This is a genomic window from Klebsiella planticola, from assembly GCF_000783935.2.
GTDB classification, from domain to species: domain Bacteria; phylum Pseudomonadota; class Gammaproteobacteria; order Enterobacterales; family Enterobacteriaceae; genus Klebsiella; species Klebsiella planticola.
Window position 1 is genome coordinate 4,224,053 of the sequence record NZ_CP026047.1, and the last position, 23,898, is coordinate 4,247,950.

22 protein-coding genes and 1 pseudogene are annotated in these 23,898 nt (G+C 57.6%); 15 read left to right on the forward strand and 8 right to left on the reverse strand.

Going from position 1 to position 23,898, the window contains the following annotated elements:
- Nucleotides 1-191: 191 nt before the first annotated feature.
- On the reverse strand, nucleotides 192-1,466 hold the full coding sequence (locus tag MC50_RS20275; protein ID WP_004861355.1) for a Glu/Leu/Phe/Val family dehydrogenase: 1,275 nt from the start codon (nucleotides 1,464-1,466) through the stop codon (nucleotides 192-194).
- Nucleotides 1,467-1,994: 528 nt separating this feature from the next.
- Here MC50_RS20275 and MC50_RS20285 point away from each other — a divergent pair.
- The 8 genes from MC50_RS20285 to aldA all read left to right on the forward strand — a co-directional run bounded on the left by MC50_RS20285 (nucleotide 1,995) and on the right by aldA (nucleotide 12,319).
- Nucleotides 1,995-3,200, forward strand: a complete 1,206-nt coding sequence (locus MC50_RS20285) for a bifunctional succinylornithine transaminase/acetylornithine transaminase (protein WP_032687954.1) — start codon at nucleotides 1,995-1,997, stop codon at nucleotides 3,198-3,200.
- Between the two features lie 17 nt (nucleotides 3,201-3,217).
- Complete coding sequence (gene astA, locus MC50_RS20290) at nucleotides 3,218-4,240, forward strand: arginine N-succinyltransferase (protein WP_164673315.1); 1,023 nt, start codon at nucleotides 3,218-3,220, stop codon at nucleotides 4,238-4,240.
- Complete coding sequence (gene astD / locus MC50_RS20295) at nucleotides 4,231-5,697, forward strand: succinylglutamate-semialdehyde dehydrogenase (protein WP_047664829.1); 1,467 nt, start codon at nucleotides 4,231-4,233, stop codon at nucleotides 5,695-5,697. The genes astA and astD overlap by 10 nt, the downstream gene beginning before the upstream one ends.
- Nucleotides 5,698-5,719: 22 nt before the next feature.
- Nucleotides 5,720-7,060, forward strand: a complete 1,341-nt coding sequence (astB, locus tag MC50_RS20300) for an N-succinylarginine dihydrolase (protein WP_032687950.1) — start codon at nucleotides 5,720-5,722, stop codon at nucleotides 7,058-7,060.
- A gap of 10 nt (nucleotides 7,061-7,070) precedes the next feature.
- Nucleotides 7,071-8,066: a succinylglutamate desuccinylase gene (gene astE / locus MC50_RS20305; RefSeq protein ID WP_047664830.1), complete on the forward strand. Its 996-nt coding sequence runs from the start codon at nucleotides 7,071-7,073 to the stop codon at nucleotides 8,064-8,066.
- Between the two features lie 10 nt (nucleotides 8,067-8,076).
- On the forward strand, nucleotides 8,077-9,513 hold the full coding sequence (locus MC50_RS20310) for an amino acid permease (RefSeq protein WP_032696316.1): 1,437 nt from the start codon (nucleotides 8,077-8,079) through the stop codon (nucleotides 9,511-9,513).
- A 367-nt stretch (nucleotides 9,514-9,880) separates the two neighbouring features.
- A complete protein-coding gene (locus MC50_RS20315) occupies nucleotides 9,881-10,681 on the forward strand; it encodes a YdcF family protein (protein ID WP_047664831.1) in 801 nt (266 codons plus the stop codon).
- A 198-nt stretch (nucleotides 10,682-10,879) separates the two neighbouring features.
- Nucleotides 10,880-12,319 carry an aldehyde dehydrogenase gene (gene aldA / locus MC50_RS20320; protein ID WP_047664832.1) on the forward strand — a complete coding sequence of 480 codons (1,440 nt, stop codon included), beginning with the start codon at nucleotides 10,880-10,882 and terminating at the stop codon, nucleotides 12,317-12,319.
- A gap of 66 nt (nucleotides 12,320-12,385) precedes the next feature.
- Here the strand turns inward: aldA and gap are convergent, their stop codons facing one another.
- Nucleotides 12,386-13,384 (reverse strand): type I glyceraldehyde-3-phosphate dehydrogenase, encoded by a 999-nt coding sequence (gene gap / locus MC50_RS20325; RefSeq protein WP_032687945.1) that lies wholly within the window; start codon nucleotides 13,382-13,384, stop codon nucleotides 12,386-12,388.
- A gap of 250 nt (nucleotides 13,385-13,634) precedes the next feature.
- Here gap and MC50_RS20330 point away from each other — a divergent pair, with 250 nt between their 5' ends.
- Nucleotides 13,635-13,970, forward strand: coding sequence for a gamma-glutamylcyclotransferase family protein (locus MC50_RS20330; protein ID WP_032687944.1), 336 nt, complete (start codon nucleotides 13,635-13,637; stop codon nucleotides 13,968-13,970).
- A 68-nt stretch (nucleotides 13,971-14,038) separates the two neighbouring features.
- Here MC50_RS20330 and MC50_RS20335 read toward each other — a convergent pair whose 3' ends face one another.
- Nucleotides 14,039-15,067 carry an LLM class flavin-dependent oxidoreductase gene (locus MC50_RS20335; RefSeq protein ID WP_032687943.1) on the reverse strand — a complete coding sequence of 343 codons (1,029 nt, stop codon included), beginning with the start codon at nucleotides 15,065-15,067 and terminating at the stop codon, nucleotides 14,039-14,041.
- Nucleotides 15,068-15,369: 302 nt separating this feature from the next.
- Between MC50_RS20335 and MC50_RS20340 the strand changes: the two genes are divergently transcribed.
- The 3 genes from MC50_RS20340 to MC50_RS20350 all read left to right on the forward strand — a co-directional run bounded on the left by MC50_RS20340 (nucleotide 15,370) and on the right by MC50_RS20350 (nucleotide 17,886).
- On the forward strand, nucleotides 15,370-16,224 hold the full coding sequence (locus tag MC50_RS20340; protein ID WP_032696313.1) for an AraC family transcriptional regulator: 855 nt from the start codon (nucleotides 15,370-15,372) through the stop codon (nucleotides 16,222-16,224).
- A 54-nt stretch (nucleotides 16,225-16,278) separates the two neighbouring features.
- On the forward strand, nucleotides 16,279-16,689 hold the full coding sequence (locus MC50_RS20345) for a DUF2000 domain-containing protein (RefSeq protein WP_032687940.1): 411 nt from the start codon (nucleotides 16,279-16,281) through the stop codon (nucleotides 16,687-16,689).
- 390 nt (nucleotides 16,690-17,079) lie between these two features.
- Nucleotides 17,080-17,886 carry a M14 family metallopeptidase gene (locus MC50_RS20350; RefSeq protein WP_223306622.1) on the forward strand — a complete coding sequence of 269 codons (807 nt, stop codon included), beginning with the start codon at nucleotides 17,080-17,082 and terminating at the stop codon, nucleotides 17,884-17,886.
- A 180-nt stretch (nucleotides 17,887-18,066) separates the two neighbouring features.
- Here the strand turns inward: MC50_RS20350 and MC50_RS20355 are convergent, their stop codons facing one another.
- Nucleotides 18,067-18,975, reverse strand: a complete 909-nt coding sequence (locus MC50_RS20355) for a cation diffusion facilitator family transporter (RefSeq protein WP_046852592.1) — start codon at nucleotides 18,973-18,975, stop codon at nucleotides 18,067-18,069.
- A 156-nt stretch (nucleotides 18,976-19,131) separates the two neighbouring features.
- On the opposite strand from MC50_RS20355, the gene MC50_RS20360 reads away from it, so the two are divergent.
- Together MC50_RS20360 and cybB are read left to right on the forward strand one after the other, a co-directional pair.
- On the forward strand, nucleotides 19,132-19,821 hold the full coding sequence (locus tag MC50_RS20360) for a VIT1/CCC1 transporter family protein (RefSeq protein WP_047664833.1): 690 nt from the start codon (nucleotides 19,132-19,134) through the stop codon (nucleotides 19,819-19,821).
- 30 nt (nucleotides 19,822-19,851) lie between these two features.
- Nucleotides 19,852-20,388, forward strand: a complete 537-nt coding sequence (cybB, locus tag MC50_RS20365; protein WP_032696309.1) for a cytochrome b561 — start codon at nucleotides 19,852-19,854, stop codon at nucleotides 20,386-20,388.
- Between the two features lie 116 nt (nucleotides 20,389-20,504).
- Here the strand turns inward: cybB and MC50_RS20370 are convergent, their stop codons facing one another.
- Nucleotides 20,505-21,563 (reverse strand): SDR family oxidoreductase, encoded by a 1,059-nt coding sequence (locus MC50_RS20370; RefSeq protein ID WP_047664834.1) that lies wholly within the window; start codon nucleotides 21,561-21,563, stop codon nucleotides 20,505-20,507.
- A gap of 97 nt (nucleotides 21,564-21,660) precedes the next feature.
- Between MC50_RS20370 and MC50_RS20375 the strand changes: the two genes are divergently transcribed.
- A complete protein-coding gene (locus tag MC50_RS20375; protein ID WP_047664835.1) occupies nucleotides 21,661-22,548 on the forward strand; it encodes a LysR family transcriptional regulator in 888 nt (295 codons plus the stop codon).
- Nucleotides 22,549-22,611: 63 nt separating this feature from the next.
- Here MC50_RS20375 and MC50_RS20380 read toward each other — a convergent pair.
- The 3 genes and pseudogenes from MC50_RS20380 to MC50_RS29280 all read right to left on the reverse strand — a co-directional run.
- A pseudogene (locus MC50_RS20380) lies at nucleotides 22,612-22,932 on the reverse strand (DUF1294 domain-containing protein); the annotation flags it as partial.
- A gap of 281 nt (nucleotides 22,933-23,213) precedes the next feature.
- Entirely contained in the window at nucleotides 23,214-23,486 is a 273-nt protein-coding gene (locus MC50_RS20385; protein ID WP_046852589.1) for a hypothetical protein, read from the reverse strand.
- A 71-nt stretch (nucleotides 23,487-23,557) separates the two neighbouring features.
- Complete coding sequence (locus MC50_RS29280; RefSeq protein ID WP_220124380.1) at nucleotides 23,558-23,734, reverse strand: YnfU family zinc-binding protein; 177 nt, start codon at nucleotides 23,732-23,734, stop codon at nucleotides 23,558-23,560.
- Nucleotides 23,735-23,898: the final 164 nt, after the last annotated feature.

Consider the following 23,898-nt stretch of genomic DNA (forward strand, 5'->3'; position numbering starts at 1 on the left):
ATGGAAAACCAAATTCAAGGGCAGATGCTAAAAAGTTGTTAACACTACCTGCGCTTATCAGGGGGGGAGACGTCACAACCAGACACGCAGGGAGGGGGAGGAACGGACCGGGAAAGGGCGCGGCTGGTGGCATGCCCGGGCGCGGGCAAAAAAAAGCCCGGGCTATAGCCCGGGCGGTGATTGCGGCATCCTTAACCAGGATAGATACCGCGGTCTTTACGCGCCATCAGAATGCGTTCACAGGCGACGATATAGGCTGCGGTACGCAGAGAGCACTCTTTGTCCGCGGCCTTCTCGCAAACGTGAATGATCGCGTCAGTCATGATGCGGTCCATCTTGGCGTTGATCTCTTCTTCGCTCCAGAAGAAGCTCGCCATGTCCTGGACCCATTCGAAGTAGCTGACGGTCACGCCGCCGGCGTTACAGATAACGTCAGGAACCACGACGACGCCGCGTTCGGCAAGGACATCATCCGCTTCCGGATAGGTCGGGCCGTTCGCTCCTTCCAGCACCAGCTTACAGGTCAGTTTTTCCGCGCGCTCGCGAGTGATCTGACCCTCCAGCGCGGCAGGGATCAGAATGTCCATCTGGGTGGTCCAGAAGGCATCTTTGTCGATTTCACGGGCGCCCGGGAAACCGGCAATCTGTTTCTTCTCAGCCTGCCATGCGGTCAGGGCGGCCATATCAATGCCCCCTTCGTTATACAGGGTGGCGGTGTGGTCCTGAATCACCACGATCCGCGCGCCCACTTCGGCGAACAGGCGTGCGGCTTCGCTACCGACGTTACCGAAACCTTGCAGCGCCACTTTCGCGCCTTCAATTTCAATTCCGGAACGACCGGCGACTTCACGGCCGGTAATAAAGACGCCGCGCCCGGTCGCTTTTTCACGTCCCAGCGAACCGCCGAGGTGAATCGGCTTGCCGGTCACCACGCCGGTAATGGTGGTGCCATGGTTCATGGAGTAGGTATCCATCATCCACGCCATCACTTTACCGTTGGTGCCGACGTCCGGGGCCGGAATATCTTTCTGCGGCCCGATAATCAGACCGATTTCGCTGGTATAGCGGCGGGTCAGACGTTCCAGCTCGCCTTCTGACAGGCTGAACGGGTCGACGCGAACGCCGCCTTTGGCGCCGCCGTAAGGAATATTGACCGCGGCGCACTTAATGGTCATCCAGGCAGAAAGTGCCATCACTTCGTTCAGGTCAACGTCTGGATGGTAGCGAACACCACCTTTACCCGGTCCACGCGATAGATTGTGCTGTACGCGGTAACCTTCAAAGTGGCGGATGGTGCCATCATCCATCTGCACCGGAATGTCGACAATCAGCGCGCGTTTGGGGTGACGCAGAGTTTCCACCCAGTAGGCGAGATCGCCCAGATAAGGCGCGACGCGGTCGATCTGGCGCAGGTAGGTTGTCCATGGAGATGTACTACTTTCAGATGCGTAAGATAACTTTTCCATAAGAGTCCTGTTCTCAATGTTATTTATGTCGTGTGAAACCGTGGAATAGGTACAGCAGTAAACTCTGTGCAATGAATGTTATCACCAATTTTATAAACCGGTATTTGACGGGCATTCAGAATTTTAAATTTTTGTTAGAAATTTGGTTTTTTGATTGCATAACTACGCACCGAAAAACGCGGTCATGTTGTGCATTTGTATGCATATTTTATGCACTTTAGTGAATGGTAAAATAATTTTTTCATATTTATCATTATCTTGATGATCTTCAAAAAGTGAATAAAATGACAGTGCCGGTATTGACTTTGTTACGCGACAGGGCCCAGCATGAGGGCACGCAATACACAAGGTATTAACTGAGAGTTAACAAATACCCATAAATATAAAAAGGCTTTGTTTTATTGTGGTGAATTTACCTTCATCGCAACGGGCTCGTTCGCCCGTAAAACAAGGCGCGGGGAATTGTTAATGTCGACTCACCATGATTGGCCCACTGAATAATGCCAATATTCGTTCCGGAGAATTGTTATGTCAGGCTCTATGACTCGTGAAGATTTTAATTCTTACATGGTTCCCTGTTTTGCCCCTGCGCCCTTTATTCCAGTGAAGGCGGCGGGCTCGAAAGTCTGGGATCAGCAGGGTAAAGAATATATCGATTTAGCGGGCGGTATTGCCGTTAACTCTCTCGGGCACACCCATCCGGCGCTGGTTGCGGCGCTGAAATCTCAGCTTGATAACCTCTGGCATATCGGCAACGGCTATACCAATGAACCGGTGCTGCAGCTGGCGAAAACGCTGGTGGAGTCGACCTTTGCCGATAAGGTGTTCTTCTGTAACTCCGGGGCGGAAGCCAATGAAGCGGCGCTGAAACTGGCGCGAAAATATGCCCACGATAAGTCCGGCGGCGAAAAAAGCGAAATCATCGCCTTCCAGAACGCTTTCCACGGCCGCACGCTGTTTACCGTGACGGTTGGCGGGCAGCCGAAATACTCATGCGATTATGCGCCGCTGCCGCAGGATATTACCCATCTGCCCTATAACGATATCGCGGCGGTCAAAGCGGCAATATCGGACCGCACCTGCGCGGTGATCGTCGAACCGATTATCGGCGAAGGCGGCGTGATGCCTGCCGACCCGGCGTTCCTGCAGGCGCTGCGCGAACTGTGCGACCAGCACGATGCGGCGCTGATTTTTGACGAGGTCCAGACCGGCGCCGGACGTACCGGCACGCTGTATGCCTACCAGCACTACAACGTGGTGCCGGATATTCTCACCAGCGCTAAAGGACTCGGCGGCGGTTTCCCGATCGGGGCGATGCTGGCCAAAGAGGCCTGGGCTCAGGTTTTCCAGCCAGGCACCCACGGCACCACCTTCGGCGGCAATCCGCTGGCGGCGACGGTCGCCAATACCGTTCTGGCACAGCTGGATGACCAGCTGCTGGCCGGCGTCGCCCGGCGGCATGACCTTATCGTCGAGAAGCTGAATGCGCTGAACGCCCGCTACGATCTCTTTAGTGCGGTACGCGGTATGGGGCTGCTGATCGGCGCGGAGCTGGCCAGCCATCTGCGCGGCCAGGCCAAAACCCTGACCAATCTGGCAGCGGAAGAGGGTCTCATTGCGCTGATTGCCGGTCCCGATGTTCTGCGCTTTGCACCGGCGCTCAATATTCCGCTGGCGGACATTGAGGACGCTTTCGTGCGCCTTGAACGCGCCGTCGCCCGCCTGACGCGCTAATCGGGAGACGGTTTATGATGCTATTTCGTCCCGTTCGGCAAGATGACCTCGACGATATTATCCGCCTCGCGTCGCGGGCGGGGGTCGGCATGACCTCGTTACCCAACGACCCCGCGCGGCTGGCCGCGCGGATCCAGCGCAGCGTCGAGACCTTTGCCGGTAAGCTGCCGCGCGGCCAGCAGGGCTTCCTCTTTGTGCTGGAAGATACCCGCCTGGCGCGGGTCGTGGGGGTCAGCGCCATTGAAGTCGCCGTGGGCCTCGATGAGCCGTTTTATAATTTCCGCCTGCAGCGTACCGTCCGCGCCTCGAAAGAGCTGGGGGTATATAAAAATCAGGAGTTGCTGAACCTCAGCTACGACCATACCGGACACAGCGAGCTGTGCACGCTGTTCCTTGACCCGGAATATCAGAAAAACCGTAATGGTCTGTTTTTGTCGAAGGCGCGCTTCCTGTTTATCGCCGCCTTCAGAGAGCTGTTTTCACCGCATCTGTTTGCTGAATTGCGCGGGCGTAGCGATGAGCAGGGCAATTCCCCCTTCTGGGACGCGCTGGGCCATCACTTTTTCGACATTCCGTTTGCCGATGCCGACCGGCTGACCGGTACGGGAATGAAAACCTTTATTGCCGAACTGATGCCGGCGTACCCGATTTACGTGTCGCTGCTGCCGGATGACGCCCGCGAAGCGATAGGCCAGGTGCATGCCAATACCTCGCCGGCGCGGGCGATTCTCGAGAAAGAGGGATTCAGCTGGCGCGGTTCGGTCGACATTTTTGATGCCGGCCCGGTACTGGAAGCCGAAACTGACGCCATCAGGGCCATCAGCGAGAGCCAGTATATTCCGGCCATGCAGCTGATGACGGAGCGCTCGACGCCGCTTATCGTCGCCAACAACCAGTTCGAACAGTTCCGCGCGGTATTGATATCGCCGGACGATCAACCGCAACTTAATCAGGCCGCGCTGGACGCACTGGCGGTGAATGAAACCGACCGGGTTCATGCGGTGACTTTACATCCGGAGGCAAGAACATCATGGCGATAAATGCACAGTTAATCGCAGGGCAATGGCAGCAGGGGAGCGGCGCAACGCTGACCAAACTGGCTCCGGAAGATCAATCCGTCCTGTGGCAGGCGGCCAGCGCCGGTGCGGCGGAGGTGCAGGCGGCCTGCGCGGCGGCGCGCGGGGCATTCTATGCCTGGTCCCACCGACCGCTGGCGGAGCGCATCGCCTGCGTTCAGCGATTTGCGGCCCTGCTGGAAGCGCAAAAAGAGGCGCTGGCGACGCTTATCTCCCGGGAAACCAGCAAGCCGCTGTGGGAAACCCGGACCGAAGTGCAGGCGATGATTGGCAAAGCGGGCATCTCGATTGAAGCCTACAGCGAGCGTACCGGCCAGCGCGAAACGGCGATGCCGGACGGTAAAGCGCTGCTGCGCCACAAGCCGCACGGCGTGATGGCCGTTTTCGGCCCCTACAATTTCCCCGGTCACCTGCCGAACGGACACATTATTCCGGCGCTGATTGCCGGGAATACCGTGGTGTTTAAGCCGAGCGAATTGACCCCCGCCACCGCCGAACTGACGGTGCAGCTGTGGCTGCAGGCCGGGATCCCGGACGGCGTTATCAACCTGATTCAAGGGGGGAAAGAGACCGGCCAGGCGTTGCTGGAAAACCGGGATATCGACGGCGTGCTGTTTACCGGCAGCGCTTCTACCGGGTTCCATTTCCATCGCTACCTCAGCGGCCAGCCGGAGAAAATGCTGGCGCTGGAGATGGGCGGCAACAACGCGCTGATCGTCGCCGACGTGACCGACAGCGACGCGGCGCTGAACGTGATTATTCAATCCGCCTTTATCTCTGCCGGACAGCGCTGCACCTGCGCGCGTCGGCTGCTGGTCAAACGCGGCGCCGAAGGCGATGCGCTGCTGCAGCGGCTGGTTGAGGCCAGCGCGAGGATTCGCAGCGGAAAATGGGACGCCGAACCACAGCCGTTTATGGGCGGAGTGATCTCGCTTCAGGCGGCGCAGGGGATGCTGGCGGCGCAGGACAAACTGGAAGAACTGGGCGGCAATATCCTGCTGCGCCTGCGTCAGCCGGACCCGCGCTCCACGGTCTTAACGCCGGGCATTATCGACGTCACCGGCCTGGATGTTCCCGATGAAGAGTACTTCGGCCCGCTGTTGACCGTGATCCGCTATGACACCTTTGATGAGGCGATCCGCATTGCTAACCACACCCGTTATGGGCTGGCAGCAGGGCTCATTTCCGCCGATCCGGCGCTGTTTGCGCAGCTTGCCGACGAGGCACGCGCCGGGATCGTTAACTGGAACAAGCCGCTGACCGGCGCCTCCAGTAAAGCGCCTTTTGGCGGCGTGGGGGCTTCCGGCAACCATCGCGCTTCGGCGTGGTATGCCGCCGATTACTGCGCGTGGCCAATGGCCTCCCTGGTCAGCGAAACGCTGACGCTACCGGCGACCCTCTCGCCTGGCCTGTCATTCTGATAACGGATTCTGTGAGGACACCATGTCTGGTTTTGAAGCTAATTTTGACGGCCTGGTTGGGCCGACGCACCATTACGCCGGTCTCTCGGTCGGCAACGAAGCCTCGCAAAACAACCGCGACGGCTTATCCAACCCGAAGAAAGCGGCGCTGCAGGGGCTGTTTAAAATGAAAACCCTGGCCGATAAAGGCTTCGTTCAGGGTATTTTACCGCCGCAGCCGCGGCCGAATATTTCCGCTCTGCGCGGACTGGGTTTTCAGGGGAGCGATGCGCAGGTGATTCAGCAGGCCGCAGTCGAAGCGCCGCACCTGCTGTCCGCATTTAGCTCTGCGTCGTCGATGTGGACCGCTAACGCCGCCACGGTATCGCCTTCCGCCGACAGCGCCGACGGGAAGCTGCATTTCACGGTCGCCAACCTGAACAACAAGCTGCATCGTTCTCAGGAGGCGCCGACCACAGCGTCGATTCTGCGCGCCACCTTTGCCGATGAGACCCGTTTTAGCCACCACGACGCGCTGGCGCAGCATGGCGATTTAGGCGACGAAGGGGCGGCGAACCATAACCGCTTTTGCACCGACTATGGCCGCCAGGGGGTACAGTTTTTTGTCTACGGTAAGCGCGCCAGCGGCGGCGTGGCGCCGTCGAGATATCCGGCCCGCCAGACCCTCGAAGCCAGCCAGGCGATTGCGCGGCTGCATCGGCTGAATCCGGAATATACCGTATTCGCCCAGCAGGATCCGGCGGCCATCGACCACGGCGTGTTCCATAACGATGTGATTTCGGTCAGCAACCGCCACGTGCTGTTCCATCATCAGCATGCTTTTTTAAATCAGCAGGCGGTGCTGGACACGCTGCGGGAGAAAACCGCACGGCTGGACATCCCGTTTACCAGCGTCGAAGTGCCCCAGGCGCAGGTCAGTCTCGACGATACCGTGGCCTCCTATCTGTTCAACAGTCAGCTGCTCAGTAAAGCGGATGGCTCGATGCTGATCGTGGTGCCGGAAGAGTGTCGCCAGCGCAGTAATGTCTGGCAGTACCTGAATGAACTGGTCAGCAGCGGCGCTTCGCCGATCAACGAAGTGGCGGTCTTTGATCTGCGAGAAAGCATGCGTAACGGCGGCGGCCCGGCGTGCCTGCGCCTGCGCGTCGTGCTGAATCATGACGAACTGGCGGCGGTGAATCCACGTAGCCTGATGAATGACGAACGCTATCAGCAGTTGACCGGCTGGGTTGAAAAACATTACCGCGACCGTCTGCATGCCAGCGATCTCGGCGACCCGCAGCTGTTGAGCGAGGTTTACCAGGCCCTTGATGAACTGACGCAGATTTTAGGTCTGGGTTCGGTCTATGACTTCCAGCGCTAAGGGGCCGGGAATGGAAAATACAGTCAATGATTTACTCCACTGCAAGCTGAGCAGTTGGCCTTTTCCGGCGGCGATGGAGGCCAGTTGGTTAGCCGATGGCGTGCTGCAACTGCTGCCGCAGACGCCCTGGACGCAGGCTACGGTAGTGTCGGCGGGGATTCATGGCAACGAAACCGCGCCGATTGAGATCCTGCTGCAGATCATGCAGGCGCTGAGCGAGGGTAAACAGCCGCTCAGCCATGCGCTGCTGCTGGTGTTCGGCAATCTGCCGGCCATTCGCGCCGGTCGCCGCTATTTACATAACGACCTGAACCGCCTGTTCGGTGGGCGGCATCTCGCGGTGGCGCCGGGGAATGAGTCCCGGCGTGCGGCGGAGCTGGAGGGGGCGGTCGCGGCCTTCTTTGCGACCGCGGATCGCCAGGGCCAGGTGCGCCGTCTGCATCTGGATTTGCATACCGCGATACGCGGTTCGCGCTACCGCCAGTTTGCGCTGCTCCCGGCCCGCGAGGGCGAGTATGACGCCGGGTTTTACGCGCTGCTGCAGGCCAGCGATATGGATGCCATAGTGCGTCATACCGAACCGGGCGGCACCTTTACGCACTACACCAGCGAAAAATTCGGCGCGCAAAGTGCCACCCTGGAGCTGGGCAAGGTGCTGGCTTTTGGCGAAAACGACCTCCGTCTGTTTGCCGGGACCGACGCCACGGTGCGCGCGCTGATTGCCGACGCTGCGCTACCTGCGCGGACCAAAGCGCCGGCGGACTATTTTCTGGTGCAGGAGAGCATCATCAAGAGCGACAGCGATTTTACGCTCAACCTTGACCCGAAAATTGACAACTTCACCGCGCTGCCTGCCGGGTATGAAATTGCCCGCCAGCCGGATAAAACGTGGGTTGTTCCGGCTCACGCGCCGTACATCTTATTTCCGAATGCGGGAGTGGCAACCGGGCAACGCGCCGGTTTGTTGCTGAAGTCAGCCGCGCCATGCCTTTCTTTGCCTGCTTGAAGGAATCGACATGACTCAACATCAACGCGAGGGGCAGGTGAATCCTGCCATCGACGGGGAGTGCCCGTCGCAACTCAAACGCGGCCTTGGCGCCCGGCACATTCAGATGATTGCGCTGGGCGGCGCTATCGGCACCGGCCTGTTCATGGGCGCGGGAAGAAATATTGCGGTGGCGGGGACGTCAATCCTCGTGATTTATCTACTGGTGGGTTTTTTTACCTATATGGTAATGCGGGCTATGGGCGAGGTGCTGCTCACCCGGCTTGATTACCGTTCTTTCGCCGATTTCGTCGGCGATTATCTCGGTCCGCAGGCCAGCTTCTATTTAGGCTGGACCTACTGGCTGAGCTGGGTGGTGACCTGCATCGCCGATGTGGTGGTGTGCGGCAGCTATATGCAGTACTGGTTTCCGGAGATGTCAGCCTGGATGCCGGCGCTCAGCACCCTCGGCATTCTGTTCCTGTTCAATTTGCTGTCGGTCAAAATGTTCGGCGAGGCCGAATTCTGGTTTGCGCTGATCAAGGTCATTACGATTATTGCGCTGATCGTCACCGGCGCGTGGATGGTGGCGACCGGCTGGACCTCGCCTGATGGCGTGAAAGCTTCGCTGAACCACATCACCGACCCGACAGTGTTTATGCCGCATGGCGTCACCGGCTTCTTTGCCGGTTTCCAGATAGCTATCTTCTCCTTTACCGGAATTGAGCTGCTCGGAACGATGACCGCCGAAACCCGTGACCCGCAGAAGATTTTACCGAAGGCGATTAACGCGCTGCCGCTGCGGATTATCATTTTTTATCTGCTCTCGATGGTGGTGATTATTGCCGTGGCTTCCTGGCCTGGCGTCTCGCCGGATGCCAGCCCCTTCGTGACGCTGTTTGCTAATGCCGGGCTGCCTGCGGCGGCGGCGGTGATTAACTTTGTCGCGCTGACCTCGGCGATGTCATCGGCCAACAGTGGCGTCTACTCCAGTACCCGCATGCTGTACGGCCTGTCGGTAGAGAAACATGCCCACGGCCAGTTCCGCATTTTGTCGCGCACCACGCGTATTCCGGTGCGTAGCCTGCTGTTCTCCTGCTTCTGCATGCTCAGCGGTACGCTGCTGCTGTTCCTCGTGCCGAACGTGATGACGCTGTTCACCATTGTCTCGACGCTGGCGGCGATTATGGTGGTATTCAGCTGGGGGATGATTCTGGTGGCTTATCTGGTGTACCGCCACAAGCGTCCGGATCTGCATCAGCAATCGATGTTTAAGATGCCGGCGGGGGTTGTCATGAGCTGGATCAGCCTGCTGTTTTTCGCCTTCTCGATTTTTATCATGATCTTCGATCCGGATACGCTGAAAGCGCTGATGGCGACGCCGCTGTGGTTTGTGGCGCTGTGGCTGTTCTGGAAGATAAAACAGAAGCGGGAAGGGCAAACGCAGCTGGAGAAGCTGAACGCCTGACCTGACGCCGACAGCAGCGAGTCTGCTGTCGGCGTGGTCTTAGCCAATCATGACCTGCCCGCAGGCATCGGATTCCGTCTGCTGCCACAGAAGAGGGCGGCTGTCGACAAGCCCGCCGTTCCTGCCAGATACCCCCGCGACCGTCCTCCGCGCCTGTTATCGATCTTCACGTGGCCAACATGATTATTAGCGAGCCTCTGCGCGTTAATGGCATCATTGCGGCCATGATTCGGGCGCAGGCCAGCGTTTTTCGCTATTGTGGGTTCTTTTTTAGTGACGTATTGCCGTTTATTCGCCGCCACCGTGGGCGGCGGTTTATGATATGGCCGACGTCCTTGACGGATGAGATGGCACGAAAGGAGCGAGTATGAGTGAGCAGTTTCCATCCCTGCCGGATGCCACGCTGGCGGCGGCCAACTGCCTGGGCCAGTGGCTGGCGCTGGATGATTTTACCGCACAGGCGCCGACGCCGGCGGTGGATATTGTGGTGCTGGCGGGCAACGCGGTGATCCCGACCATTGACGCCGCCTGTCGGCTGGCGGCTGACGCCGGGGTGCCGCTGCTGATTAGCGGCGGGGTTGGCCACTCCACGGCCTTTCTTTACGACGCGATACGCAACGAGCCGCGCTATCGGTCGCTGCCGGTCGACGGGCGCCCGGAGGCGCATATCCTCGCCGATATCGCCCACCGTTTCTGGCATATCCCCCGAGACAGGATCGTGGTTGAGGATCGTTCCACCAACTGCGGCGAGAACGCGCGCTTTACCCGCGAGATGCTGGCGGCGACGGGAATCGCTCCCCGCGCTGGCGTGGTGCTCCAGGATCCGACGATGCAGCGGCGGACCATGGCGACCTTTGCCCGCGTCTGGCAGGACGAGACGGTCGCGCCGCAGTGGTACAGTACGCCGGGCTGTGCGCCGCTGCTGGGCAATACGGCGAACGGGCTGGCTTTTCGCGGTGACGCTGCCGGGCTGTGGCCGGTCGGTCGCTATCTGTCGCTGATTCTGGGAGAGCTGCCGCGGTTGCTGGATGCCCCCCAGGGATACGGCCCGCGCGGAAAAGATTTTATCGTCCATGTGGATATCCCCGCCCGGATCCTCGAAGCCGGACAACGGTTGAGCGAGGACAACCTGCTGGGTGAAGCGCTGCACGCCCGCGCTCCCGGATGAGTGTTGCCCGTTTGCGGCGCGTTTTTCGCAAACGGGCAGTTTTTGTTGCCAATATGTAACTTTATCGCCGTGATGTCGGCGCGTTTTCATGAGCTGTTTCACAAAATCATGCTGACCGTCTGCTTCTGGCGCTGCGCGTGGGTAGATTTTTAACAAATAAGTTACTTGTTAAAAACACTAAATCTACAGGAGCAGGCCATGACAGCACCCGTTCAGCACCCGATGTATATTGATGGTCAGTTTGTGGTTGGGCGCGGCGACGCCTGGATCGATGTACTCAACCCGGCAACGGAAGCGCTGCTTTCCCGTATCCCCGATGGTACGGCTGACGATGCCCGGCGGGCTATTGAGGCGGCAGAGCGTGCGCAGCCGGCCTGGGAGGCGCTGCCGGCGATTGAGCGCGCGGGCTGGCTGCGGAAAATTGCCGCCGGCATTCGCCAGCGCGCGCAGGAGATTGCCGCGCTGATCGTGGCGGAAGGGGGCAAAATCCAGCAGCTGGCGGCGGTGGAGGTTTCATTTACCGCCGATTATCTTGACTATATGGCCGAGTGGGCGCGTCGCTATGAAGGCGAAATCGTCCAGAGCGATCGGCCAGGGGAAAATATCCTCGTCTTCAAACGCGCGCTGGGCGTCACCACCGGAATTCTGCCGTGGAACTTCCCGTTCTTCCTCATCGCCCGCAAGCTGGCGCCAGCGCTAATTACCGGCAACACCATCGTCATTAAACCCAGCGAGTTTACCCCCAACAACGCCGTCGCATTTGCGCAGATTGTCGATGACATCGGCCTGCCGAAAGGGGTGTTTAATCTGGTGCTGGGCCGCGGCGAAACCGTTGGTCACGAGCTGGCGGCAAATGCCAAAGTGGCGATGGTCAGTATGACCGGCAGCGTCGGCGCGGGCGAGAAGATTATGGCCGCCGCGGCGAAGAACATCACCAAAGTGTGCCTTGAACTGGGCGGTAAGGCGCCGGCTATCGTGATGGATGATGCCGACCTTGAGCTGGCGGTAAAAGCGGTGGTGGATTCCCGGGTCATTAACAGCGGGCAGGTATGTAACTGCGTGGAGCGGGTCTACGTGCAAAAAGGCATTTACGATCGATTTGTGAATCGCCTGGGCGAAGCCTTAAAGGCGGTACAGTTTGGCGACCCGGCTACCCGCGACGATATCGCCATGGGGCCGTTGATCAACGCCGCCGCGCGGGAACGCGTCGAACAGAAAGTGGCCAGGGCGTTAGCGCAGGGGGCGCGTCTGGCGCTGGGCGGCAGCGCGGCAGCGGGCAAGGGCTATTTTTATCCGCCGACTCTGCTGCTGGACGTGCGTCAGGAGATGGACATCATTCATGAAGAGACCTTTGGCCCGGTGCTGCCGGTGGTGGCGTTTGACACCCTGGATGAGGCGCTGGCGATGGCCAATGACAGCGACTATGGCCTGACCTCCTCGATCTATACCCGGGATCTGAACGTGGCGATGAAGGCGATAAAGGGGCTGAAGTTCGGTGAAACCTACATTAACCGTGAGAACTTTGAAGCGATGCAGGGCTTTCATGCCGGATGGCGAAAATCGGGTATCGGCGGTGCCGACGGTCGTCATGGGTTGAATGAGTATCTGCAAACCCAGGTCGTCTATTTGCAGTCTTAAGCGCCGGTTTCGGCTGACCAACAAGCGGATAGCCAGGCTATCCGCTTTTTTGCGTCGCCGCGATGGCTAGTGGGCAAATTTATCCAGCACGCGGATTAGCTGGGTGACAAAACCGTACTCGTTATCGTACCAGGCAACGGTTTTGACCAGCTGAACGTCGCCGGCTTCGGCGACTTCAAGCTGGGTGGCATCGTAAATCGAGCCGAAATGGCTGCCGATAATGTCAGAAGAGACGATCTCTTCTTCGGTGTAGCCGAAGGATTCGTTGTTCTCCGCCGCTTTCTTCATCGCCTGATTGACCTCATCGGCGGTGACTTTTTTCTCCAGGATGGAGACCAGTTCGGTGACTGAGCCGGTTTTGGTCGGCACGCGCTGGGCGTGACCCTTCAGCTTGCCGCTGAGCGCAGGAATAACCAGCCCGATGGCTTTCGCCGCCCCGGTGGTGTGCGGGATGATGTTTTCCGCCGCCGCGCGCGAGGCGCGTAAATCTTTCCCCCGCGGGCCGTCAACCAGCGACTGAGTGCCGGTGTAGGCATGAATGGTGGTCATGGTGCCGAGCTTAATGCCGAAAGCGTCGTTGAGGACTTTGGCCATCGGCGCCAGGCAGTTGGTGGTACAGGAGGCGACGGAAATGATGGTGTCATCGGCGGTCAGGGTATCGTCGTTGACGTTATAGACGATGGTTTTCATGTCACCGGCAGGGGCGGAGATCAGGACTTTTTTCGCCCCGGCATCAAGATGCGCCTGCGCCTTCTCGGTGGATGTGTAGAAGCCGGTACACTCGACAATCAGTTCCGCTCCCACCGCTGTCCACGGAATATGCCGGGCCTCTTTCTCGGCATAGACGGTAATTTTTTTGCCATTCACGATGAGCGCATCTTCCGTAAAATCAACGCTCCACGGGAACGGCCCGTAGTTTGAATCATGTTTTAACAAATAGGCCAGCACTTTCGGCGAGGTAAGATCGTTGATCGCCACCACTTCAAGCGGGCTGTTCACTTCCAGTAAACGGCGTAATACCAGACGTCCGATACGACCAAAGCCATTAATCCCTAGTTTGCTCATCTAAAGCCTCCGATAGGATAGTGAGTGAGGTTGAGGGTATAAGACACTCCAGGCATACTCTACTCATGGCGAATCGGCAACCCGGAAAGTCTCGCCATCCGCTAAACGGTTGAAAAACACTACAGAAAAATTAATGTATTCTCTGCCGCGGGCTAGTCGCGTTTCCCGTATCTTGCTAAGCGCGGTGTTCCCTCGTATTTTGAACCTTTTCACCGCCCGTCGGGCATGAGTGACTTTGCGACGAGGAATCATGGAACGTTTATTTGTTTACGGCACGCTGCGTCCGGGCCATGAAAATGCCCCCATTCTGGAAAATATCGGCGGCGAGTGGCTGCCGGGTTGGGTGCACGGCACGTTTTATGCGCGCGGCTGGGGGGCCGCTGCCGATTTCCCGGGTATCGTCCTCGATAAACAGGGGCCCCGGGTCGACGGTTATCTCTTTATATCGGATAAACTTGCCGCGCACTGGCCGATGCTGGATGAGTTCGAAGAGGGCTACGACCGGGTGGCGGTGGAGGTGACGATGGCAGAGGAGCAGCGCGTGACCGCGTGGATCTATCAGCTTCAGCCGCCAGCCCGCCGATAACGCATCCCGGCGGGCTGCTCCAGGCCATGTGCTCCGCCAGCGGCGGGCAGGGCGTGGACGTGGCAAACTTATTTGTCGCGCCAGCCCATCGCCGGCGCAACATGTTGCAGGATGGACTCGATGACGTGCACGTTGTAATCGACGCCGAGCTGGTTTGGCACGGTCAGTAGCAGCGTATCCGCCTCGGCAATCGCCTCATCCTGCTGCAGCTGCGCAATCAGCTTGTCCGGTTCGGCGGCATAGCTGCGACCGAAAATTGCGCGGGTCTTCTCGTCGAGGAAACCGACTTTATCGCTGTCGTCATGGCTGGAGCCAAAATAGCGCCGGTCCCGATCGTCCATCAGGGCAAAAATGCTGCGGCTAACGGAGACGCGCGGCGTCCACGTATGCCCGGCTTGCGCCCATGCGTCGCGATAGGCCCGGATCTGTTTCGCCTGCTGAATATGGAACGGTTCGCCGGTTTCATCGTCTTTTAAGGTCGAGCTTTGCAGGTTCATTCCCAGTCTGGCGGCCCACTCCGCCGTTGCATTCGAACCGGCGCCCCACCAGATGCGCTCGCGCAGGCCTGCGGAATAGGGTTCCGGGCGCAGCAGACCCGGCGGGTTCGGGAACATCGGCTGCGGATTGGGTTTCGCAAAGCCTTCGCCGCGCAGGACGTCCAGCAACACCTCAGAATGCCGGCGCGCCATATCGGATTCATTTTCCCCTTCGCCAGGGACGTAACCGAAATAGCGCCAGCCGTCGATCACCTGCTCCGGGGAGCCCCGGCTGATACCCAGCTGCAGGCGTCCGCCGGAGATCAAGTCCGCGGCGCCGGCATCTTCGGCCATGTACAGCGGGTTTTCATAGCGCATATCGATAACGCCGGTACCTATCTCAATACGCCGGGTTCTGGCGCCGATCGCCGCCAGCAGAGGAAACGGCGAACTGAGCTGACGGGCAAAGTGATGCACTCTGAACCAGGCGCCGTCAGCGCCCAGCTCTTCAGCGGCCACCGCCAGATCGATGGATTGCAGCAATGCGTCAGCGGCAGAGCGGGTAGCGGACTGCGGCGATGGCGTCCAGTGTCCGAATGACAAAAATCCAATCTTTTTCATGACGTCTTTATCCTGGTTTGCAGGGAATGTTCAGTAGACGGGTGCCGGCCTCGGTGAAGCCGGCCGGTTCTCGTTTGGCATAATCACTACTTTACGTATTCCCTGAGGAGAATAAATAACGTTTGTTTAACATAATGCATCAAATAAATTGATTGAAACGGGGCGCCGGTAGCGCCGTCCGGGAGAGAGTGGCTGGGGCGATGCGCCGCTGAACCCCGATAATATGTGGCGCATTTTAGGCCAATTCGTCGCTCAGTTCCCTGTTAAGCTTATTGTCCCGTCAACGTTGTCAGAGTGTGATGATGTCAGAAAAAACGCCGCCGGCGACATCCGGCGATTGGGTCGACTTTCGCCGGGATGCCGCTACGGGTATTGAAAGTGTCAACGCGCACTTTAAAGGCCATGCTTACGACAGCCACGACCACGAGGAGCTGCTGCTGGGAGTCACTTTACAGGGTTCACAGCGCTTCAGCTGTCACCGCGCGGTGCATACCAGTACGCCGGGGAAAGCGATCCTTATCGAACCGGGAGCCGTGCATGATGGCCATGCCCCGCAGCCCAGCGGATTCACCTATGCCATGCTCTACATCCCGCAGCGCTGGATGTCCGACAGTCTGCGTCAGCGCGGCATGGGCGATATTTCTCTGGTGGAAGCCGCCTTTCGCCATACGCTGACCGACGATCGCGACTTGATCATGGCCATCTCGCAGGCGTTTGCGGCCATTCATCATGGGGAAGGTCGGTTGGCGTGTGATGAGAGCCTCGATCGTCTGGTGGCGCATCTGACTCCTCACGTTGCCGTGAAGCCGGCGACGGCGATGACCGATTCACTGGTCAGGATGAACCGGGTCCGCGAGTATCTGCACGACCATCTCGCCTGGAATACCGGCCTCGATGAGCTGGCTGAGATCAGCGGTATCGACCGGTTCCGCCTGAGCCGGCAATTCAAGGCGGCCTTCGGGCAGACGCCCCATGCCTATCTGGTCAGGCTGCGCCTGCGCACCGCGCGACGGCTGCTGGCCGGAGGCCTCGCGGTGTCGCAGGTTGCGGCAGAGACCGGTTTTGCCGATCAGAGCCATCTGGGTCGCTGGTTCCGGCGCGCTTACCGGATCTCGCCGGTGGCCTTTCAGAGCCGCTGCTCAAACGTTCTATACTGATGCCCCGGGCTTACGTGAAGATAATATTTTCGCGGTACAGACAGGAGTATTTTGATGACCTTTGACACGAAGATTGCCTATATCGTGCGCGATGATTTAGCGACATGGCAGCGACTGAATGTGGTGGCGTTTCTGGCGACGGGGATTGCCTCTGCGGCTCCCGAGATCCTCGGCCAACCCTATATCGATTCACTGGGCCGGCAGTATGGCAATATGTCTGGCCAGCCCATGCTGATATTTGAGGGCGGGCTGGAAAAATTACAGGTTGTGCATCGCAAAGCGCTTGAGCGGGAAGTGACCATTATTCCCTACATTCACGCCATGTTTGCCACCGGGTACGATGAGGCCAATCGTGAGGTGTTTATCAGCGCCGATGCGGAGAATCTGGATCTGGTCGGGCTCGGGATCCGTGGCCCGAAAAAAATGGTGGATAAGGTGATCAAGGGACTTTCCCTCCACGGTTAGTTTGCCTGCCGTTGCCACGAGGGCGGATTGCCCCAGGTCGCTGCCGCCTCGGGCGGCAGAAACCCTGTCCGCCCCCATCTACCATCCTGCTTCGACGGGAATCGCGTATTGACCTGCCTTCAGTCGCTGTTGTCCTTGCGGCGATCTGTGCTTTAATTCAGAGATGGCGCAATTGGCCAACGGCCTGATTGCCGACATGTTTTCATCGACGGTTCCGGGAGTTGCGCTGCATTCCTCTCTTCCCGCACCCGATACTCTCTTTTATTCTCTGAGTGAAATATGACCCTGAATCAGTTTTATCCAATCGGTACCCCGGGGCAACCCTGGACAGCAGTCGAAATACAACGCTGGCGGCAGAATCAGACGCGATCCCGGAGCTATCAGCGCGATGTGTCCGCAGTACTTGATGGCCTGAAGCAGCGCTTCGATGTCATTCAGTATGGCGAATTGCGTTACGCCGATGATGTTTATCCGTTGAGGGCGGCAAAATCAAAAAACTGGGACGATACTCTGCCGGTGGCTCTCGTTACCGGCGGCGTCCACGGTTATGAAACCAGCGGCGTGATGGGCGCCCTGACGTTTTTGACTGAATATCAGGATGAGTATGCGGGAAAAATCAATCTACTGGTGGCGCCCTGCGTCAGCCCCTGGGCCTATGAGCGTATTTCCCGTTGGAACTACGATGCCGTCGACCCTAACCGGCAATTTTTCCCCGAGGGCGCAGCGGAGGAGTCCCAGGCCTTGATGAGGCTCATTTCGCCGCTGCAAGGCCGCTTCGCCGTGCACGTTGATTTGCATGAAACGACCGATACGGACGAAAGTGAGTTCAGCCCCGCGCGGGCTGCCAGGGACGGCGTGGCCTATAAACCGGAGAATATTCCTGACGGTTTCTATCTGGTCAGCGACGAGCGCAATTCAAGACTGGATTTCCAGAGCGCGTTGATTTCTGCGGTTGCGCAGGTGACGCACATTGCTCCGTCGGTGCCTGGGGAGACCGTGCTCGGTTATCCGGTCATCGGTCATGGCATTGTTGAGTATGACAATAATGCCTGGCACCTGTGCTCGACCATAACCGGCGCGCCGTTTACCACCACAACCGAAGTCTATCCCGATAGCGCGAAAACTTCCCCGCAGGAGTGTACCCGGGCGCAGGTTGTCACCGTTCGGCGGGCCATTGAATTTGCATTATCACGCTGAGTGATCGGAGCGGGCAGATATCGCCCGCTCTGCCCGCCAGGTTTTGCCGATCCTTTCCCCTGGGCTAACGACGATGCGTTTTATGCTGCATGCGCAGGTCATGTCCTGGCCGCATTCTCATCACGCCGATGCACATTCAGGCGCCATCGGCCTCGAGAGAAGAGCAGACCCAACAGCGGACTACAGGCACTGATTTGGCGCGTTTGCTGAAAAGGGATCGATATGCACCATGACATTGAGAATGCCGTTTGTTTGCAACACTCTTTCCCGCGCCGCGACGGCGATGTCATGGCTATCGCGGACGGAGAGATGTTCCGGCACCTCCAGATGCACATCGACAAGGATAAGATCTCCCGCTTTACGCGTTTTCAGATCATGAAGCCCGGCGACCCCCGGTGTTGACAGAAGCAGCGCTTTGATTTCATGTTCTTTATCGCTATCCGCCGCGCGGTCCATCAGATCGTGCATCGCGTCAGCCGCGAATGCGTAGCCCATGCGCAGGATCAGCAGCCCGACCACCAAAGCCGCCGCCGGATCAAACCACGGGTAGCCGGCCAGCGTCCCGGTAATACCGATAGCGACAACCACCGATGAAGCGGCATCAGAACGGGCATGCCATGCATTGGCCATCAGCAGAGAGGACTGGAGGCGGATCGCCACCCTGCGCATATAGCGGAACAGCGTTTCCTTGATCGCGAGAGCGGTAAGCGCGACCCACAGCGCGGTAACATGTACCTCGGAGAGTGACTCAGGGTGCAGCAATTTCCCGGCAGCCGACCACAGCATACCGACGCCCACGGCAACCAGCATCATTCCGAGAATCAATGACGCGCCGTTCTCGTATCGCCAGTGGCCGTAATGGTGATCGTTGTCCGAGGGTTTACGGCTTTTTTTATTTGCCAGCAGCACCACCGCATCTGCCACTAAATCAGAAAGAGAATGAATACCATCAGCAATTAAACCCTGAGAGCCAGAAAATATACCGCTAAGAATTTGCATGAACGACAAGATAATATTAACCGCGGCGCTGATTAATGTGCTTTTTTGTGCGATGGCTGAACGTTCATGATACCCATTATCATTTCGCATAAAACAGTCCGTTTAAATAATTAACATCAGGCACTGGATTATACTGGCGTAATCTTAATGTAAGGTTAATGATAAAAGAATAAGTTACGGGTGAGCTGATTTATATATATCCGTCATGCCAGGATGACTCATTTCCTGATCACAAGGAAAACCACTATGCATCTGGAACGACACAGTATCGGCAAAGTAGGGTGGCTGAGAGCGGCAGTGCTGGGCGCGAATGATGGCATCGTGTCGACCGCCAGTCTGGTTCTCGGGGTCGCCGCGGCGGGCACTTCGCCGTCGGGTATTTTACTGGCCGGGGTGGCCGGACTGGTTGCGGGCGCCATGTCGATGGCAACCGGCGAGTATGTTTCCGTTTCATCGCAGGCGGATAGCGAACACGCGGCGCTCAGTCAGGAAAAAAGAGAGCTGGCGGCAAATTACGAGGAAGAGGTGCAGGAACTGGCTTCGCTGTACAGGCAGCGCGGACTGGAGCCGCCCCTGGCGCAGCGGGTCGCGGAACAGCTTATGGCGAAGGATGCGCTGGACGCTCATGCCCGGGAAGAACTGGGGCTGACGGAGACCAATTCGGCGCAGCCGCTGCAGGCCGCGATATTTTCAGCGTTTAGCTTTTCCGCCGGCGCGCTGCTGCCTGTCATCATCGCCTGGCTAGCGCCGGCAACGCGGGTTTTTCCGTTCGTGATTCTCGCCACGCTTTTTTCGCTGGTCATTCTTGGCTATATCTCCTCGGTTGCGGGGAATGCGTCACCGCTGAAGGCAATAATAAGAATCACGTTCTGGAGCGCAATGGCTATGGCTTTATCCATGGGGGCCGGTTCTCTCGCCGGTCAGGCGATGGCCTGAATGACCGTTAAGCGATAAGGAAACATAAAATTGAAAAAATATTCAGGGAGTCAGATAGCGCTGCACTGGCTGGTGTTGCTGCTCATCGTCATCACTTACGCGGCGATGGAGTTTAAGGGGATCTTCCCTAAAAATTCCCCGGGTCGTTACTGGATGGCGACCGCGCATTACAGTTGTGGGGTCAGCGTATTTATTCTGATGTTAGTCAGAATGGTCGTCAGGCTTTTTTCTCCGCAACCACCGGTGGTCCCGGCGCTCCCCCAGTGGCAGAAACTCAGCGCCTCGTTGATGCATTTTATTTTATATTGCCTTTTTATTATCCTTCCGGCACTGGGGGTTCTGTCGCTCTATTTTGGCCAAAAAGAATGGAGCTTTATTTTTATTAATATGCCGATTTCAGCAGTGAAAAACAGTCTGCTGCAAAGCAGCCTGAAAGACGTTCATGAATTCCTGGCCAATACCGGTTATTTTATCGTTGGTTTGCATGCCGCGGCTGCCCTGATGCACCACTATATATGGCGTGACAACACCTTACTCCGAATGATGCCAGGAAAACATCGGGACTGAGCCGGTAATCTGCCCCCTCACTGGGTCATGCCGGGAGAGCGTCGCGCGCAACCTCCCCCGGAGGCCGTTCTCCGGAACACGCCGGCGCGTTCCGGTTTGTATTTCAGCGCCACGCGCTATCGGGGGATAATGCGTGCCTCTCTCAGCTGCGCGAAGAGACTGAAAAACATTTCGTCGGTTGCCTGCATTCGGGGGAAGCCCGCCCGACGCAGTTTGCTGCCATCGCCAAACATGTCGTAATGCCAGCCAAAGACGAAATCGGCAAAATTGCCGTCGCTGAGCCGTAAAAGTTCCGGCTCCACCAGCCGCTGCCCGGCAAGGTCGCGCCATTGCGCGCGATAGTCCTTAAATAACTGCTGAAAGGAGAGCCTGACCGGCGGGGCAACCTCCAGCCCAAACCAGCGTGCGATCTGCGGCCATAGTTCGCTCCAGCGCCAGACGTCACCGTTATTGACATTGAAAGCCTGATTCTGCGCCACGGGCGAGGTTGCCGCCCACAGGGTCGCCTCTGCCAGTAATCCGGCATCCGTGAAATCAACGATGCTGTGCCAGGTCTGTGGTGAACCGGGAAAACGCAGCGGCAGATTCAACGCCCGGCACAGCGAGGCGTACAGGGCGATGCTCAGGGCGAGATTCATGGTATTGCCCGCCACCGCGCTACCCACTACGCCAGGGCGGATGGCATTCCAGTGCCACGTTTTTCCACTCTGAAAATGGCTGAGCCACGTGAGCTGGGCGGCGTTAAATTCAGAGCCCGGGACGCCAGGATCGCTTTCACGCGCCGGGGTTTTGAACGGCCCAAGATGCGCGCCATAGACCTTGTATCCTTGCATCAGACTGACCGTTTGCAGCGGAGCCCGGTCCTCGATTTGACTGACCAGATTACGCAGCATGGTAACGTTCGGGGCAACCATCTCCGTCCAGTTTGCGGCATTCACCCAGGCGCTGTAAAAAATATGGGTGATATTGCTAAGGGGCCGCAGCGCCCGCGCGCTGTCCTCGGCATCGAGTAAATCAACCTCGACCAGCGGAATGCCGTCAGGGTGGGAGAGGGCATGGCGGCTCAGTCCGATGACCTCCCAGCCATTACGCAGAAGCGTTTTGACAAGCTGGCTGCCGATAATACCGCTGGCGCCGGCGACCAGCGCGACTTTCTGTTGCTGTATCTTATTCATCATGTTTCTCCAGGGAAGGTGACAGAAACAGTGTGATATATTATTTTTTTCACACATATCCCCTGAAACTGATGGCACTTATAAGCAGAATCATTAAATGAATAATAAGCTTAATGCGATAGCCACTTTTTTACGCGTCGCCGAGGCGGGTTCTTTTTCTGCGGCCGCTCGCCAGAGCGGGATGAAGCAATCTGCCGTCAGTCAACAGATTGCGGCGCTTGAAGAGGAGCTCGGCGTGGTATTGCTGCATCGTACTACGCGGGTGATGGCGCTGACTGAACAGGGGGAAAGCTACCGGCGTGATATGCAGCTTTTGCTCGAGGCCATGCGGGAAGCGGAAAAGCGGTTGAACCCTGCCGATCATCAGTTTCAGGGCCGGGTACATGTGCAGTTGCCGAGCGGTCTGGGGCAAATTTTTATGCCTCACCTGCTGGCGCTGCAGAAAAGGAATCCCGGCTTGCATCTGATGCTGTCACTGGATGACCGCATCGCCGATCTGGTTACTGAAGGGGTCGATGTCGCGCTGCGGCTGAGCCATGAGCCACCGCAAACGCACGCGGCGCGCGTGCTGGCGCGTATTGAAACGGCGCTCTTTGCGGCACCTGATTTTACACCGCTGCACTCCGTCAGCGAGCTGGCGATGCATCCGCACGTGCGCTTCAGCGCTATCCCGCTGGAAGCACCGCTCCGCCTGGTTTCGGGTCAGAATACTCTCGATGTGAAGGTGAATACCGTTTTCCGGGCCAATACCAGTGAGGCTCTGCGCCAGGCGATTGAATCCGGCCTCGGTTTCGGCGGTATGCAGCTCCCGCTTGCGGCCAGGGCGGTGCAATCCGGCAGGCTGGTACCGGTGTTACCCGCGTGGCGCTTACCTGACCGCTTCCTCTACGCCGTCTATCCCGACGCCCGCTTTATCCCCCAGAGGGTCAGAAGCATTATCAGCGCCATCGAATCCTTACTGCCTGACATTACGGGCAATATCTGAAGGCGAGACATTCGCGTTGGGGAAAACCGAACGGGAAACGGTCGAAGCAGAGTGCGAAGAGAACTGATAAACCGCCAGCGTCGCGAGAATACTCACTATCACGCTGATGATGAAGTAGGTTTTAAAGGGCTGTTTTTGCGTTTTATGGCGGAAGATCTGTTGACCGACAATCGCACCAGGCCATCCGCCGACAAACCCGAAGACCAGCAAGGTCGATTCCGGCACCCGACGCCAGGCCTTGCGCGCCGCCATTTTATCCATGCCGTAAATCACCAGCGTCAGTACGCTGACGAGCAGGAACCACGTAACATAAGGATGCGGAGTCAACAGGCTCGCGGTCGCCGCGCAAACGAGGAGTAAATAACAGAAGCGATTGAGATTCATACCATGAGCCAGCAGCGATCGGTGAATGTAGAGGGCGAATTATACTCACCATGCGACCGGAAGAAAAATCTGCTGATGGCCTTCGCCGCCCGTTGCGCCTCGGACATAAATCAGCGCGACAAGCAGGACTCATCCTTTCCACCAACGCGTTAAGGTGCTTTAAACGGTTTATGCGCATTAGCAGGCCAGGGGGCCGGGTGGCAAAAACGCCGGACGCAGCGTCGGTTTAATGACGTGAGTTTACAGCGCAGATGTTATTTCTGATAACGCGTTCATGAATATCAAAAACACTCAATAAATTGTCTGGCGGATTCTTTTTCATCAAGATATTCAAAGCCGAGCAAACGAATTTTTACATGGTTGTAAAACCATTCGTTACCCTGTCGTTGGATCATTTCTCCTGGAATGAAGCATCGCCCTGTTGCTGCCCGAATAATCGCATATTTACCATTGCTAAACCTTACCCTATGGATGCAGAAAGGCTGGTTCGATTCTCCAGGATGACGGCTGGCAAGAATATCGCCTTCAATAAAAACATCTTTTCTGGTTTTCATAAGCCTTTCCTTTATCGCCGTGGTAAAACAGGTATGTTGCTGTTTTTAAAGGGTTGAGATTGACTTGCTGCTCAGCCGCCAATACACCAGCATTCTGAGGGGCGGAAGTGTAATCCGCATTGCGGGCAGTGCAGAATCGCATCTTTGCGTAATTTACCGGCCTTCTGGTCTGCTACGCAGGAACAGGCGGGGCAAGTGACATGGACAGGTCTTTCTTTGAACTGTCTGATTCCACTGGTGTAAGACATAAATTTATTCTCTGAGGGGTGTATTATTTATTATACGCCTTTCTTGACGGTTATTCTTTTTATTATATTTCTGCGCTGAAGAGGCTAAAGACGAGCCGTTAATGGATCCTCGCGCAATTGCACGCGGCGGGGAGAAATTGATAACGAAATCATATTGTCTCACC